At 64.6% G+C, this 15,951-nt stretch carries 10 protein-coding genes; 2 read left to right on the top strand and 8 right to left on the bottom strand.

The genetic code is table 11. From position 1 onward, the window contains the following. Positions 1 to 5: 5 nt before the first annotated feature. The 4 genes from N7568_RS06185 to N7568_RS06200 form a co-directional block, all read right to left on the bottom strand. Positions 6 to 1,751, bottom strand: a complete 1,746-nt coding sequence (locus tag N7568_RS06185) for a phospho-sugar mutase (RefSeq protein ID WP_261609004.1) — start codon at positions 1,749 to 1,751, stop codon at positions 6 to 8. 102 nt (positions 1,752 to 1,853) lie between these two features. Continuing rightward, positions 1,854 to 3,467, bottom strand: coding sequence for a glycoside hydrolase family 32 protein (locus N7568_RS06190; RefSeq protein WP_261609005.1), 1,614 nt, complete (start codon positions 3,465 to 3,467; stop codon positions 1,854 to 1,856). Between the two features lie 95 nt (positions 3,468 to 3,562). Then, positions 3,563 to 5,161, bottom strand: coding sequence for a glycoside hydrolase family 68 protein (locus N7568_RS06195; protein ID WP_261609006.1), 1,599 nt, complete (start codon positions 5,159 to 5,161; stop codon positions 3,563 to 3,565). A 512-nt stretch (positions 5,162 to 5,673) separates the two neighbouring features. Continuing rightward, positions 5,674 to 6,474: a purine-nucleoside phosphorylase gene (locus tag N7568_RS06200; protein WP_261609007.1), complete on the bottom strand. Its 801-nt coding sequence runs from the start codon at positions 6,472 to 6,474 to the stop codon at positions 5,674 to 5,676. A gap of 122 nt (positions 6,475 to 6,596) precedes the next feature. On the opposite strand from N7568_RS06200, the gene N7568_RS06205 reads away from it, so the two are divergent. Further along, positions 6,597 to 8,006: an NAD(P)H-quinone dehydrogenase gene (locus tag N7568_RS06205; RefSeq protein WP_090820643.1), complete on the top strand. Its 1,410-nt coding sequence runs from the start codon at positions 6,597 to 6,599 to the stop codon at positions 8,004 to 8,006. A 103-nt stretch (positions 8,007 to 8,109) separates the two neighbouring features. Here the strand turns inward: N7568_RS06205 and N7568_RS06210 are convergent, their stop codons facing one another. The 4 genes from N7568_RS06210 to N7568_RS06225 form a co-directional block, all read right to left on the bottom strand. Continuing rightward, positions 8,110 to 8,841 (bottom strand): MBL fold metallo-hydrolase, encoded by a 732-nt coding sequence (locus N7568_RS06210; RefSeq protein WP_261609008.1) that lies wholly within the window; start codon positions 8,839 to 8,841, stop codon positions 8,110 to 8,112. A gap of 123 nt (positions 8,842 to 8,964) precedes the next feature. Beyond that, on the bottom strand, positions 8,965 to 10,530 hold the full coding sequence (locus N7568_RS06215; RefSeq protein ID WP_261609009.1) for an FAD-dependent oxidoreductase: 1,566 nt from the start codon (positions 10,528 to 10,530) through the stop codon (positions 8,965 to 8,967). Then, positions 10,527 to 12,734, bottom strand: a complete 2,208-nt coding sequence (locus tag N7568_RS06220) for a molybdopterin oxidoreductase family protein (RefSeq protein WP_261609010.1) — start codon at positions 12,732 to 12,734, stop codon at positions 10,527 to 10,529. The genes N7568_RS06215 and N7568_RS06220 overlap by 4 nt, the downstream gene beginning before the upstream one ends. Beyond that, positions 12,735 to 14,147 (bottom strand): MFS transporter, encoded by a 1,413-nt coding sequence (locus N7568_RS06225; protein ID WP_261609011.1) that lies wholly within the window; start codon positions 14,145 to 14,147, stop codon positions 12,735 to 12,737. Positions 14,148 to 14,442: 295 nt separating this feature from the next. On the opposite strand from N7568_RS06225, the gene N7568_RS06230 reads away from it, so the two are divergent. Further along, positions 14,443 to 15,852 (top strand): MFS transporter, encoded by a 1,410-nt coding sequence (locus N7568_RS06230; RefSeq protein WP_261609012.1) that lies wholly within the window; start codon positions 14,443 to 14,445, stop codon positions 15,850 to 15,852. Positions 15,853 to 15,951: the final 99 nt, after the last annotated feature.

The following is a 15,951-nucleotide window of genomic DNA, read 5'->3' on the forward strand; positions in this document are numbered from 1 at the left end:
GTTTCCTACAAACCCAGCGCTTCGCGGACATCCCTGAGGACATCGTCCAGGGATGTCCGTGCTGCTTGGCGGGCGTCGGGTAGTTCCGCCGCGGACTCCACGGGCTGGATGACTTCCAGATAGCACTTGAGCTTGGGCTCCGTGCCGCTGGGACGGATGATCACGCGGCTTTGGTCCCGGGTCAGATACAGCAAGCCGTCGGTGGGCGGCAGGGCTTCGCTGCCTTCGGCAAGGTCGGTGAAGACCTCGACGGCGGAGCCTCCGAACGCTTCGGGCGGGTTGACCCGGAGCCGGTTCATCATGGCGTCCAAGAGGCCCAAATCCGCCACCCGGATGCTGAGCTGGTCGCTCGCGTGCAATCCGTGCACCAAGTACAAGTCATCCAAGGTGTCGAAGATCGTCCTGCCCTCTGCTTTTGCGGCTGCCGCCAGTTCCGCGATCAGGACAGCGGCTGAGATGCCATCCTTGTCGCGGACCAGTTCAGGCGCCACACAGTAGCCCAGCGCTTCCTCGTACCCGTACGTCAGGCCTGGTACGCGGGAAATCCATTTGAAGCCCGTGAGGGTTTCCTCATGGGCGTAGCCTGCCGCTGCGGCGATCCGCGAGAGCAGTCGCGAGGACACGATCGAGTTGGCGAAGACGCCTGTCTGCGGCTCGTCCCCGGCAGCGGCGGCCATGCGCGCCACGACGTGAGCGCCCAGCAGCGCCCCCACTTCGTCGCCCCTGAGCATCCGCCAGGCACCCGTGGCGGGATCCAAGGCAGCAACCGCGGCCCGATCGGCGTCGGGATCGTTGGCCAGGACGATGTCCGCACCCGAGTCCGCGGCAGCCGCGAGAGCCAGGTCCAGTGCGCCGGGCTCTTCCGGGTTGGGGAAAGCGACGGTGGGGAAGTCCGGGTCCGGCTGTGCCTGTTCGGCAACCAGAGTTACGTCGCTGAACCCCGCAGCAGTCAGGACAGCGACGGCGGTTTCGCCGCCGACACCGTGCATGGGAGTCAGGACGATCTTGAGGTCCCGCGCGGGAAAGTGTTCCCGATCCACCAGGCCAGCCATGGCGGTTTCATAATCCGAGGCGATGGACGTCGGCAACACCGACCAGCCGGTGTCCGCCAGTTCAATCGAATCCAACGTGCCCACAGCCTCGATCTTTGCCGCGATCCCGGCGTCGTAGGGCGCCACGATCTGCGAACCGCGGCCGCTTTCGGAGACAGCGTGCCGCCCCAAATAGACCTTGTAACCGTTGTCCTGCGGAGGGTTATGGCTCGCTGTGACCATCACGCCGCCGTCGCAATCCAGGTTCCTGACCGCGTAGGCGAGCAACGGCGTCGGAAGTGCCGCCGGCATCAGGAACGTCTCGATGCCCGCGGCGGTGAAGATGGCCGCAGTCTCTTCCGCGAAAATGTCCGAGTTGTAGCGTGCATCAAAGCCGACGACGGCGCGCGGCTGGGTTCCCGGCGCAGCTGAGGCTACCGCCTCGGTGAGGAAGGCCGCCAAGCCTGCCGCAGCCCGGCGGACCACGACGCGGTTCATCCGGTTGGGGCCCGGGCCGAGCGCCGCACGGAGGCCTGCTGTGCCGAACTGAAGCGTGCCGTTGAAGCTGTCGTTCAGTTCCTGGGCCGCTGCCGCGTCACCGCCGCCGGCCAGGTCGGCGAGCTCCACCAGAGCGGCCGCCGTCGCCGGGTCCGGGTCTTGGGAGGCCCAGTGGCGGGCGTCGGTGATCAGCTGTTCAAATGCGGCATCGCTGGATGTCATAGGGACAAAACTATCCTCAAATGGAGGACTCAGAGGCAACGTGGGGTGGGATCCCGACCCTGACAGTGGTCTTAATGGGTGGAATCCCGCCCCTCGACGGCCTTAAAGTGCTCGCGTCCGGACGGTGAAGTCCGTGTCGCCGTCAATGCTGAATGCTGAAGACCCCGTGGCATCCCAGTCCGGGAAGAACGTGTCCGAGATAACGGCCACACCGTCCTGGGCGAACACTTCCACGGAGGAGGAGTCCAGGAGAATCCCGAGACGCACGGTGTTGTCCGAGGCCGGCAGCGTCACCTCGTGGTACGGGCTGAATTTCTCCGAAAAGTTGGTGGTTCCGGCCTTTGAACGGTCTACCTTCACCGTGTGTGTTTCCTTGTCGTAGGAGATGCGCAGGCCGGTGTTGCCGTCGGCGGACTGGCGGAGGTGGACTCCTGCCTCCCGTGCCGAGGTCAGGTCCATGTCCAGCTCGATCATTTGGGCGCGGCCCGTGAAGTCCTGGCCAAGGTCCTGCTGCGAGGAGCCGACGGTGAGGTTCTTGCTCTTCACTTCACCTGGGCGTTCCAGCGTCTCCCGCGCTGCGCCCGCTATGGCCGACCGCAACTCAAGCCGTTTCGCGCCGCGAACCAACGTGAGCTCGCGGGGAATTGCCATGGCGCCCCGCCACGGTGTGGTGGGTACATGCTGGGCGTAGTCCCAGTTGCCCATCCAGCCGAGAAGCACTGGCTTGTCCCCGGGCGCGCCGGAGATGGAGTTCGCCGCGTAGTAGTCGGCGCCATGGTCCAGCCATTGGGATTCGTTGAGTGGGGCATCAGGTGCGGCCGCGTTTTCGGCTGTGAAGTGCGTTCCGTCGAACTCGCCCACAAAGTACTGCATGCCCGAACCACCGGCGATGCCACCGGGGTTGATGCTCAGCAGCATGACCCACTTCTTCGCGGTGGAGTCCTCCACATCCATCAGGAGGAGTTCCGGTACTTCCCAGAGCCCTCCCTGCGCGCCGGCGCCGGAGAAGTCACTCAGGTAGTCCCAGTGGAGCAGGTCCGTGGATTTGAACAGCTTGACCACTTGGGCGTCGGCCACCACTGTGGTCATCACCCAGTACCGGCCGGGCTCGTACCAGGTGATCTTGGGGTCGCGGAAGTTGTTGTTGGTGGGTGCGAGGTTCAGGATGGGGTTGCCCCGGTACTTCTGCCAGGTGGCTCCCTGGTCCAGGCTGAAGGCCACCGACTGCGCTTGGGCACCTTGGGGGAGTGCGCCGTTCTTGCCATAGGCACTGGTGTAGAGGGCGACCATGGGTGGGTTCCCGGCTGAGCCAAGACCGGAGGCGTTGTTGGTATCCATCACGATGCAGCCGGAAAAGATCTCTTCCTCGAGGCTCGCCTCCAAGGCCACGGGCTGCTGTTCCCAGTGGATCAGGTCCTTGCTGGTGGAGTGGCCCCAGGACATGTTGCCCCACGAGTTTCCACGCGGGTTGTACTGGTAGAACGCGTGATAGGTCCCGTCGTGATAGACCAGCCCGTTGGGGTCGTTGAGCCAGTTCTTTTCAGCTGTCAGGTGGACCACGGGCCGCCACGGATCCGAAGCGGTGGGTGCCGGACCCGCCGGGGTGGGGGCCGGCGTCGGGCTGGCCGTGCAGGAAGCGGCAGAAAAGGCGACCACGACGGCGGCACTTGCGGCCAGCATTTGGCGGCGGGACAGGGGGGGGTTGGGATAAGTCATGGGGAGGAATCCTGAAGGGGTTGGGGGTTGGCAGGGGTGCCGGCTCTCCTGGAGCCAACACCCCTGCCGTGGCCTCACGGCCAGGGTGTTACGGCCTACTTGTAGTGGCCTTCGCCGCCAACGCGGACGTTGGTGGGCAGGTAGCCGAACGGGCCGAGCCCGTTCTTGCCGAAGCTGCGGTCAACCTGGGTCACGCCGCCCTTGAAGTTCATCTTCACGGTGGGTGACAGGGAGCCGCCGCGGACGCCGTCCACGTTGTCGATGAACGACTGGACGAGGCCGCCCGGCTGCACGTAGTGCGAGTAGGCCTGGAACTGGCGGCCGTTCTGCCGTGGGTCCGGACCCTCAGGCGCGTTCGCCTGCATGTTCAGGTCTGTGGGGGAGCCAAGAGCCAGGCCGCTGTTGTTGACGGGCTGGTAGTCGGACCGGACGCCGTTTCCGACGAATCCGTACACGCCGTCGGGACCGCGCATTCCATCCGCATACGTGAATTGGTGGCTGATGGTGAACAGGTAGTACTTGTTCTTGCCGTTCTCGTTCTGGATGAAGATCTGCGGACGCTCAGTCTGGTCGTTGACGCAGTTGGCGGACAGGATCGGTGGAAGGAAGCTCCACTTGGTCAGGTCCTTGTTGTCTGCCACAGCCAGGCCCACGTTGGCGGTCTGGTACCAAGCACCGGTGCTGTTGACCTGGGCCACGGTTTCGGCGTTGGGATCGCCAGGCTGGTAGCCGAGGTCTTCCTGCTTGCACTTGTAGGAGCCGCGGGTGCCGCCGGTGTTGCCTTCGAAGACCATGAAGGTCTTGCCCGGGTGTGCCGGATCCGCGAAGGTGTACGGGTCACGGAATGCGAAGCCCGGGTTCTGGGCCTTGTTCTGGTAGAGCTTCCCGTCCGGTTCCAGCAGCTTGGTGTGCTGGAAGCCATCGAAGGTCACGCCGTTCTGGTTCGCGTGGATATTCCCCAAGGCCTTGGCGATGGCTGCGTCAGGGGCAATGCCTCCGCCGCCTGCATTGCGCTCGGCGACGTCGTAGAACGTAGTGGCCGTGTAGAAGACGTTGATCTTGTTGCCCTGCATGAGGCGCGTGGAACCGGACCATTCCGTGTTGCCGATGGACGTGTTGTCCAGGAACAGGTGTCCGCCGTAGTTCCACTTGTCCTTGGCAGGATCGGCGTTGGTCTTCCGGAAGAAGTAGCCGATGCGGGCGTTCCAGTGGCGCTGGTCGAATCCATAACCCGCATGCCGGTCAGCAACCAGGGAGAAGATGACGTCCCAGCCCTTGTAGCTGATCTGGTTGGCGTTCTCGTCCGTCAGGGACCAGGTGTCCCAGACCCAGACGTCGTCGTTCATGGCCGGGAAGTCTTTGGGGATTTCCGGCATGGTGACGTTGGGGCTCATGGAGTTCTGGCCGGGGGCAACGTTGGGGTTGCTCTGGGCCATGATTTGCTTGGCGTCGGCTCGCGTCCACTTGGACGTGAAGTCTGCTGCCGGATCGTAGGCCTGCTGCGTATGGGTGGTTGGCAGCGGGAAGCCGGGCGTGGGTGCCGGCATGGTGCTCGACGGCGGGTCGGCCGGCAGGTTTGCCTGCGCAGCCGGCGTGACCAGCAGGATGCTGCCTGCCACGCTGGCTGCCGCTGCGACGGCTACTGCCCGTCGCAGACGGCGGCGTGGCCTTGGAGGGATTGAGTGCGTGTTCATGCTTGCTCTTCTCGCGGAGTGTTGGACTTCGTGGAGTGGGGCGCATGCCCTGTCCCCTGATGAGGGGTTCTTTACTCAGGCGTCCGTCGATCCGCTGGAAGCGTCTTCGAGGGACGCCATCGTTTCGAGGTGGCGACGAGTCCTTATGAGGCGCTCGCCGCGGTGTGTTCCGGCACGTCGACTTACCGGAACACTCTCCACGCTAGACACGTGTTAGGTCGCAAATCAAAGGGCATTTCATGAGCCTGTCCGGCTACCCGCCAGTATTTGCGCAAGCGCTTACATTGCCAACATGCGCGCGTGGCATATCGAGGCTCGTGCAATCAAATGTTTCGACACAAATCCGATTTATTCTGAGAATTTGCTGTGCGTTTACTTCCCCGGCGGACTTGTTAGCGCAAACGCGTTGCTGAGCTGTTGCTGCTGAGCCGTTGCTGCTGAGACGTTGAGGGGGCCGTTAAACAGGAATGCGTGGCCACCCTCCGGTGACCACGCATTCCTTGGGGTACGTCCTAGAGCTTGGCGATGATCTCAGCCAGCAGCTTGGAGATCCGCTTGCCCGCGGCCTGGCCGGCTTCCAGGACCTCCGCGTGGCTCAACGGGACGGGGCTGATGCCGGCTGCGAGGTTGGTGACCAGGGAGATGCCGAAAACTTCCATGCCCGCGTGCCGCCCGGCGATGGCTTCCAGCGCGGTGGACATGCCCACAAGGTCGGCGCCGATCCGCTTGGCGTACTGCACTTCGGCGGGCGTCTCGTAGTGCGGTCCGGTGAACTGCGCGTACACACCCTCCTGCAGGGACGGATCCACTTCGCGGGCCAGATCCCGGATGCGGGAGGAATAAAGATCGGTGAGGTCCACGAAGGTGGCGCCTTCAAGGGGCGAGGTTGCGGTGAGGTTGATGTGGTCGCTGATGAGCACCGGAGTGCCCGGGGTCCAGTCCTCGTTGAGTCCGCCGCAGCCGTTGGTGAGCACCAGGGTCTTGCATCCGGCGGCTGCTGCCGTGCGTACGCCGTGGACGACGGATCGGACGCCGCGGCCTTCGTAATAGTGGGTCCTTGCCCCCAGGACCAAAGCGCGCTTGCCCTCCTTGGTGAGCACGGAGCGAATGGTGCCTACGTGGCCCACGACCGCCGGTTTGTGGAAGCCGGGGACCTCCGACGCGTTCAGGGTGGCGGTGGTTTCACCGATGAGGTCGGCGGCTTCGGCCCAGCCGGATCCCAGCACCAGGGCTACGTCGTGGGACTCGATGCCGGTCTCCGCTGCAATGAAGTCAGCGGCGGCCTGTGCGGCTTCGAAGGGGTCTGTGTTCATCAGCTCAGTGTTACTCACTGGTACAAGCTACCCTGCCCCCGAAGCAATTTGGTAGGTGTCCACGTGTGGGTGAGGGTGGGCTGACTGGCAGCCGCCGGTGCAATGAGCGAGAATTGAGGATTGTGACCACCCAAGTTGACTTCAGTGCCCCCCGTATCGCGATCCTGGGAGGTGGTCCCGGTGGTTACGAAGCTGCCATGGTGGCCGCCTCACTCGGCGCCCACGTCACCATCGTTGAGCGCGCCGGCCTGGGCGGCTCAGCCGTGCTGACCGACGTCGTGCCTTCCAAAACCCTGATCGCCACCGCCGACCTCATGACCCGCGTTGGTGAGGCGGACGAACTGGGAGTGAAGTTCGACGGCGACGGCACAGCCTCAAAGCCGCGCGCCGACCTCAAACACATCAACGACCGCGTCCTGAACCTGGCCCACGGCCAGTCCGAGGACATCCGCGCGGGCCTTGAACGCCTTGGCGTGGAGATTGTTATCGGTTCCGGCAAGCTGCTGGATAACAACACCATCGAGGTCCTCACCATCGATGGCACCCGCACCATTGATGCCGACGCCATCCTGCTGGCTGTCGGCGCCCACCCGCGTGAGCTCCCCACCGCCAAGCCCGACGGCGAACGCATCCTCAACTGGGCACAGATCTACAACCTGGACGAGCTTCCCGAGGAACTGATCGTGGTTGGTTCCGGCGTCACCGGAGCCGAGTTCGCCTCCGCCTACAACGGCCTGGGCTCCAAGGTCACCCTCATTTCCAGCCGTGACCAGGTTCTCCCCGGCGAGGACACGGACGCTGCCAAGCTGCTGGAGGGTGTCTTCGAACGCCGCGGCGTGCGCGTTTTGTCCAAGTCGCGTGCCAACGCCGTCGAGCGGACGGACGACGGCGTGAAGGTCACCTTGGGCGACGGATCGGTCGTGACAGGTTCGCACTGCCTGGTGTGTGTTGGCTCCATTCCCAACACGGCAGGAATCGGCCTTGAAGAAGCCGGAGTGACACTCACGGAGTCAGGCCACATCAAGGTTGACGGTGTTTCCCGCACCACCGCCCCGAATATTTACGCTGCCGGCGACTGCACAGGCGTTTTCGCCCTGGCTTCTGTAGCCGCCATGCAGGGCCGCATCGCCATCGCGCACTTCATGGGCGACGGCGTGAAGCCGCTCAAGCTCAACCAAGTGGCGTCCAACATCTTCACCTCCCCGGAGATCGCCTCTGTAGGTGTTTCCGAGGCCGACCTTGCGTCTGGTAAGTACCAAGGCGATGTCGTGATGCTGTCGCTGCTCAGCAACGCCCGCGCCAAGATGCGCAACACCAAGGACGGCTTCGTCAAGATCATCGCCCGCAAGGGGTCGGGCACCGTGATCGGTGGCGTGGTGGTTGGCCCGAACGCTTCCGAGCTCATCTTCCCGATCTCCGTGGCCGTGACCCAGAAGCTGCACGTGGACGACGTCGCCAGCGCTTTCACGGTGTACCCGTCGCTCACCGGATCCATCTCCGAAGCTGCACGGCGCTTGCACGTCCACATGTAGCACCCTCAGACCGCACGACCGCCCGTTTCGGGGCTTCGCTGCGCATGATGCCGTTCGCACGGCACCCTGTGCAGCAAGCCATCGAAACGGGCGTTTCTGCGTTCTAGCCTTGGAGGGCACCCACAGCCTGGGCCAGCGGCATATGCAGCGCGGGGCCGTGTCCCGGCAGGATCACGTTGGCTTGTACGCTCTCCAGCTGCCTGGCGGAAGCCAGCGCCTCAGCGGGGTCCGCGTGGTACATGCTGTGCAGCATCTGGGGGCCGGACGTCGCGCTGATCGGGTGGCCGGTGACGAACGAGTCACCCACAGCGATCGCTCCGACGCCCCGGAGAAGGATCGCGGCGTTACCCGGAGTGTGCCCGGGCAGCAGGATCGCTTCCGGCTTCCCCGGCAGGCGTTGGAGCTCCTCCTCGGTCCAGGCCACGGCATGTGTGGCCGGCTCGGCCCGGAGGGCCTTGGCCTTGATGACGTGCAGCATCCAGCGGAACACCGTGGGGCGCCAGGCCCTGACGAGGACCTGCCCGAACGTGACCTGATGCTTCTCCTTGCCTTGGACGTGGGCAAGTTCCACGGGGGAACAGAGGATGGGTGTGCCGTAGGTCCGGGAGAAGTACGCTGCCGACCCCGTATGGTCCACGTGGCCATGGGTGATGAGCATGGCTTTGGCATCGGCAGGCTCCAGGCCGAGTTGGCGGACGGACTCCAGCACCAGGTCGCGGTCCGCCGGGTAACCGCCGTCAATCAGCATGAAGCCGGAGTCGTCACGGACAATGAGCCAGTTGGATGCAGGTCCCTCGACGAAAAAGACGCCGGGAGCAGGTTCAGGGATCTTCACCCCGGAATTCTAGACCGCTGGATACGAACTCGCGCGGGAGCTGCGGGCTCGCAGGGGAATTTCCAGCGAACGCGCAGCTTTCCCGCGCTCTGGGTGCCATACGCAACGGCGAAGCCAGGCGCTTCAGGCGGCAGCCGCCTGGAAATGTTTTTCGATGATCCCCCTGATGTCCTCGTGGCACCCTCCGCAGCCTGTGCCCGCGCGGGTGGCCTTGGACACCTCGCCAACAGTGCTGCAGCCTTCCAGCACGGAATCCCCGATGCTGGCCGCACTCACCCCGGCGCAACGGCACACAGTGCGCTGGGGATCGTTGCTGGTGGCGCCGCCAGCATCGAGCTGGTCGGGCCCATCGAGGCGGAGCAGCAAGGACCGGTCGGCGGGCAGCTCAGAGGAGCGCTCGAACAGCACCACGAGTTCAGCTGCAGTCCTGGGCATGCCCACAGCTACGAGGCCCTCCAGGACCCCTCCACGGGTGGTCATCTTGACGTAGCGGCCATGTTCGGGATCCGCCCACTGGGAGATGTGCCGACGGGCACGCCCTGACGCAGCGCCGGCTTCCAGCAACTCCTCGTCCCAAGGATCGGCCTGGTTGTCGCCGGCCACTGCAAGGTTGATGCCCCGTGCCTTCAACACCACCACTCCGGGCTTCTCCTTCGGAAGTGCATCCAAGGCATCTGCGGCGGCCTGGCCATCACGGGCAAGGACCACCAAGTATTCAGCCAACCATTCGGCCTGCCGCCATCCAGGACCTACCAAGCCTGAGGGGCCACTGGCTGTGCGGCAATCAACACAGGATGCGTCGGGGCAGCGCACTTCGGCACAATCGCCGATCGCGAACATGTGGGGTTCATGATAGGTCCGGAGGTGGTGGTCCACCAGGATGCCGGACGCAACAGGTAGTCCACAGCCCTCGGCCAGTTCGATCCGGGGGCGAACACCACACGACAAGACCAGCAGATCGCCGTCGATCGCCGAGCCGTCATCCAGCAGCAGCGCCGAGAAGCTCCCGTCGGGACCGGACGTTTCAATGCCGGTGGAACGTGCGTTGCCGGCCATCCGGACACCGCCGGCACGCAAGCTGTTGGTGAGGACGGAGCCACTGCCGCGGTCGATGCTGCGCCCCAAGGGGAACGGCCCGTTGTGCACCACCGTTGCCTGCGCGCCTTCCTCAGCGGCGGCAAGGGCGGTCTCCAGGCCCAGCACGCCACCGCCCAGGACCACCACGCGCTTGCCGTCGGCAACCGCGGCGCGAAGCACGGCGGCGTCCCGCAGGTCACGCAGCGCCGTGACGCCAGCGGGCAGTACAGGCCCGGCAGGATCAGGGTTGAGCCCGGTCAGGTTGGGAATGACGGGACGGGAGCCGGTGGCAAACACCAAACGGTCGTAGTGTTCAGTTGTGCCGTCCGAGAGGACTACGTGTTGGCGGGCCCGGTCGATCCGTTTGACCTTGACGCCCAACCGGACGTCCACGCCGTCGGCTTCCAGCTCGGACGCGTCAGCCATCGCCAAGGCCTCGGCTGTGGTGCGGCCAACGCCTAGCTCGGCAATCATCACACGGTTGTAGGCCGCTTCCGCTTCCTGGCCGACGATGAGCAACTGGACCAGCCCAGTGCGAACGGCGGGGAGCAGTTCGTCAATGAGCCGTGCCGCGACGGGCCCGAATCCAACTACAACAATGCGCTCGCTCATGATGCCTCCTTGACGTGCAATGGCAGCCGCGTTCCGGCAGGAACTGTGTACGAGGCCAGTTCCTGGGTGGAGACTGCCCGCCGGACCCATACCCGGCTGGTCTTGAACTCCGGCATGCCGGAAATGGGATCCGTTGCCGCCTCCGTCAGGCGGTTGGCGTTTTCCTGGCCCGGGAAGTGGAACGGCAGGAAGACAGTGTCCGGTCGGACCGTATTGCTGAGCTCAGCGCGGCAGAGCACTTCTCCGCGCTCGTTGGTGACCGCGGCATAGTCGCCGTCGGCTATTCCGCGGGCAGCTGCTGTGCCGGGGTGGATGAGGAGCCGGGCCTGCGGCTGAGAGGCCATCAGCTCGTTCACGCGGCGGGTCTGGGCCCCGGACTGGTAGTGCTCCAGCAGCCGGCCCGTGGCGAGCGCCAGGGAGTCGTCCGCAAAAGAACGAACAGCACGCTTGGAGGGAGTCACAGGAACCATCACTGCACGGCCGTCGGCATGGGCGAACCCATCAGCGAAGAGGCGCGGAGTACCTGTACTGCCCACAGGGTAGGGCCAGTAGGCAGCTTCGCCCCGGTCCAGCATGGCGTAGTCGATGCCGGAGTAATCGGCCAAGCCGCCCGCCGAGGCCAGCCGCAGTTCTTCGAAAACGGTCTCGGGATCATCACTGAACGTCGAAGGAGCATCAAGAAGCCGGGCAAGCCGGGCCATGAGCCACAACTCGCTGCGGACGCCCGGGGGTGGCGTGAGCGCGCGCCTGCGACGGATCACGCGGCCCTCGAGGTTGGTCAGCGTGCCTTCTTCTTCGGCCCACTGCGTTACGGGCAACACGAGATCGGCCTCGGCTGCGGTCTCGGACATGAAGAAGTCGCAGACCACCAGGAAATCCAGGCTGCGAAGTCCTCGGATCACCGCGTTGGTGTCTGGCGCCGAGACCACCACATTGGCACCGTGCACGAAAAGGCACCTGACGCCGTCGGGCTGTCCCAGCGACTTAAGCAGTTCGACGGCGGGCAGGCCGGGTCCGGGGATCAGCGACTCGTCGACGCCCCACACGCCGGCGACGTGGGCGCGGGCGGCAGGATCGGTGATTTTGCGGTAACCCGGAAGTTGGTCGGCCTTCTGTCCGTGCTCGCGGCCGCCCTGGCCGTTGCCCTGGCCAGTGAGCGTGCCATAGCCGCTGCGGGCCGAGCCGGGCAGGCCAAGGAGCAGGCTGAGGTTGATCGCGGCAGTGGCGGTATCAGTGCCGTCTACGTGCTGCTCCACACCCCGGCCACTGAGGATGTAGCTGCCGCCGGCGCGTGCGCCTTGGGCCAGGCGGCGGGCGGTTTCGCGGATGAGGGTGGCCGGGACACCGGTAATGGACTGGACGCGTTCGGGCCAGAAAGCGTTGAGGCTGCGTACCACGGCAGGGTAGCCGCTGGTGTTCGCTTCGATGAAAGCTGCGTCCACCAGTCCTTCGTGGACCACCACGTGGCTGATGCCCAGGAGGAGGGCCAAATCAGTGCCGGGCGTCGGCTGCAAGTGGAGGCCGCCGCCGTCGGACGTGAAAGCAGCAGTAGCCGAGCGGCGGGGGTCCACCACGATCAAGCCGCCGGCGTCCCGTGCGCCCTGCAGGTGCTGGACGAACGGAGGCATGGTCTCGGCAACGTTGGAGCCGAGCATGAGGATCACGGACGCCGTGTCGAGGTCGGTGACCGGGAAGGGGAGACCCCGGTCCACACCGAACGCGCGGTTCCCGGCAGCGGCGGCAGAGGACATGCAGAACCGGCCGTTGTAGTCGATCCGGGACGTGCGAAGTGCGAGGCGGGCGAACTTGCCCAGCAGGTACGCCTTCTCATTGGTGAGGCCGCCACCGCCGAAAACGCCCACGGCGTCATTCCCGTACTGCTGCTGGGTATCCTTGACCGCGGCCGTGATGAGCATGAGCGCCTGGTCCCAGGAGATCGGCTGGTGCACGCCGTCGGATCCTTTGAGCATTGGCTCGGTGACACGGCCGTTGTGACGCAACAACGACGCCGATGTCCAGCCTTTGCGGCACAGCCCGCCCCGGTTGGTGGGGAAGTCGCGCCCGGAAACTTCCAGGGGCACGGCGGGTGCTGCTTCCGGTGCGCGCGCTGCCGCTGTCCCCCCGGCTGCAGGTGCAGCCGGGGTCAGCGTCATCGCGCACTGGAGCGCGCAGTAGGGGCAATGGGTATCGGCGCCGTTGGGCATCTAGATGTGTCCGATCGTGTTGCGCTTCTGGGCGGGGCGGATGTAGCAGACCCAGCAGACGGCGAGCATCAGGACATAGGCGCCCACGAATCCGTAGAAGGCCGGGGTGTAGGAGCCGCTGGCCGAGTTGGAAGCGTTGAGCACCTGGGGGATGACGAAGCCACCGTAGGCGCCGATCGCGGAGATGAGGCCCAGCGAGGAAGAAGCGAGCCGCGCCGTGGTGGCACTCGGTGCGCCCGAGCGTGCTGCCCGGCTGGACGTTGCGAAGATGACCGGGATCATGCGGTACGTTGCGCCGTTACCGAACCCGCTGGCCAGGAAAAGCAGCAGGAACAGGGTGAGGAAGAGCCAGAAGTTCTTTAGGGGCAGCGTCCAAATCATGGTGAGGGTGATGACAGCCATCGAAGCGAACGAGGCAATGGTCATCCGCGCGCCACCCATGCGGTCGGCCATGCGGCCACCGTAGGGACGCGCGAGCGAGCCAACCAGCGGGCCGAGGAAGGCCAGGGAGAGGGCCACGGCGCCGACATGGATGGAGGAGAAGTCCGGGAAGTAGTCCTTGATCAGCTTGGGGAAGACGCCTGCGAAGCCGATGAACGAACCGAACGTACCGATGTACAGGAACGCCATGACCCACAGGTGCGGTTCCTTGAGGGCGGCCAGGGAGCCGGCCACATCACCCTTGGCGCTGGTGAGGTTGTTCATGTACTTGTAGGCGCCGAAGGCGGCGATGATGATCAGCGGAATCCAGATGATGCCCGCCATGGGCAGGTTGACCGTTCCGGCTGCCAGGAGGGTGATGGCGATGGGGACAACAAGCTGTGCGACGGCGGCACCCAGGTTTCCGCCGGCTGCGTTCAGGCCCAGCGCCCAACCCTTTTCGCGGGCGGGGTAGAAGAAGGTGATGTTGGCCATCGAGCTGGCGAAGTTGCCGCCACCGAAACCGGCGAGTGCGGCCATCAGGAGCATGACGCCAAAGGGCGTTTCCGGGTTCGAGACACAGATGGCCAGGCCCGTGGTGGGAATCAGGAGGAGGAGGGCCGAGACGATGGTCCAGTTCCGGCCGCCGAATTTCGGCACCATGAACGTGTAGGGAATGCGGAGCGTGGCGCCTACCAGGCTGGGGATGGAGATGAGCCAGAAGATCTGGTTGGTATCAAAGGTGAATCCGGCTGCGGGGAGCTGGACCACCACGATGGACCACAGCTGCCAGACGACGAAACCGAGGAATTCGGCGAAGATCGACCAGTAGAGATTTCGCTTGGCGATGGACCGGCCTTCGGCTTCCCACTGGCCCTTGTCTTCGGCATCCCAGTTGGCAATCCAGCGGCCGGGGCGGTGCTCAAGGGCGGGGGCTGCGGTGGCAGTGGACTGGACGGGTGCCAGTTCTTCTGCGGAGCGGTCAACAGTCACGGAGTGGCTCCTTGGTGGGGGGACGTTGTCATTCCAAGGTAGGTTTCACGCATTTCGTGGACGGACGCCGTTTGTAAACGCCCTGTGACATTTCCCTATCGGAGCTATCACCGGCGCGTGAGGCCGTGGTGAGGTAATGTGGCCCGGACCACAACGTGGGATTTTTCCGAACGTCCGCATATTGGACTTAGTTGTCCATTCAATGGACAGCGGGAACTATTATTGAACTCTCGAATATTCCTTCGCCGGACAGGCTCCTGGGGCATCTGCCGGTGTGAACGAAAGCTGCAAATACATGTCTTCCACTGCACCATCCAAGGAAGGTGAGTCCACTAAGCCAGTGAACTCACGGGGCAAGGTGATCTTCGCGAGCCTGATCGGCACGACGATCGAGTTCTACGACTTCTACGCCTATGCCACCGCGTCGGTACTCGTCTTCCCGAAGCTCTTCTTCCCCGATGCCACCGACATCAACGCGCTGCTCAGTGCGTTCGCCATCTTCGGTGTCGCCTTCTTCGCCCGTCCCATCGGTGCCGTGGTCTTCGGCCACTTCGGTGACAAGATCGGCCGCAAGGGAACCCTGGTTGCTTCGCTGCTGACCATGGGTATCGCAACGTTCCTCATCGGCCTCCTGCCCACGGCCTCCATGCCGGGGTGGGCCATCCTGGCGCCGATCATGCTGGTCATCCTGCGCTTCTTCCAAGGCCTGGCCCTGGGTGGAGAATGGTCCGGCGCCGCATTGCTGGCAACAGAGAACGCCCCTGAGGGCAAGCGCGCCATCTACGGAACGTTCCCGCAGCTTGGTGCCCCCATCGGCTTTATCATCGCCAACGTCATCTTCATCTGGATGAACGTGGCCCTGAGCGCCGAAGAGTTCCTTGCATGGGGCTGGCGCGTGCCGTTCATCCTCAGCGCAGTCCTGGTCATCGTGGGCCTCTATGTTCGCTTGAAGCTGGTGGAGAGCGCGTCCTTCACCAAGGTGATCGAGCAGGAAAAGGTGCAGAAGCTGCCCCTCGCGGCCACCCTCAAGAGCCACTGGCGCCCCGTTGTTGCCGGTACCTTCATCATGTTCGCCACCTACGTGCTCTTCTACATCATGACCACGTTCACCCTGTCCTACGGCACCAAGCCCACCCTGGCCGGTGCGCAGGCAGCGGCTGAAAAAGCCGGCAAGCCCATGACGGCCGACCAGATCGCAGCGTTCGTCCCTGGTCTGGGAATCACCCGGTCCGACTTCCTCTGGATGCTGATCATCGGCGTCGTCTTCTTCGGCATCTTCACGGTGGTCTCCGGACCGCTGGCTGAGAAGTGGGGTCGCCGCAAGTTCCTGCTGGGCGTCACCGTCGGCATCTTCGTCTTCGGTGCGCTCTGGTTCACCATGTTTGGTCCGGGCCAGGCAGCGGCCATGGTTGGCCTCATCGTGGGCTTCACCCTCATGGGCCTCACGTTCGGACCCATGGCGGCGATCCTCCCGGAGCTGTTCCCGGCCAATGTCCGCTACACCGGTTCGGCCGTGGCGTACAACCTGTCCTCCATGATCGGTGCAGCTCCTGCCTCATTCGTGGCCATCGCGCTCTGGTCTGCAGCGAACGGCAGCACGTGGCTGGTGGGCGTCTACATGGCCGCCGCCGCAGTGGTGACCTTCATCGCGCTCTGGCTGACGCGCGAGACCAAGGACATGGACTACGAAAACAACGTGTCCTAAGCAGCCCAATAACGACGGCGGGGGCCCCCCCAACGGTCGGGGGCCCCCGCCCGCTTGGGTGTGATTTGAAGATAGACAGGAGGGTTCGGGGGGAGACGC

The sequence above is a fragment of the Paenarthrobacter aurescens genome, from assembly GCF_025421775.1.
Classification (GTDB): Bacteria; Actinomycetota; Actinomycetes; order Actinomycetales; family Micrococcaceae; genus Arthrobacter; species Arthrobacter aurescens_B.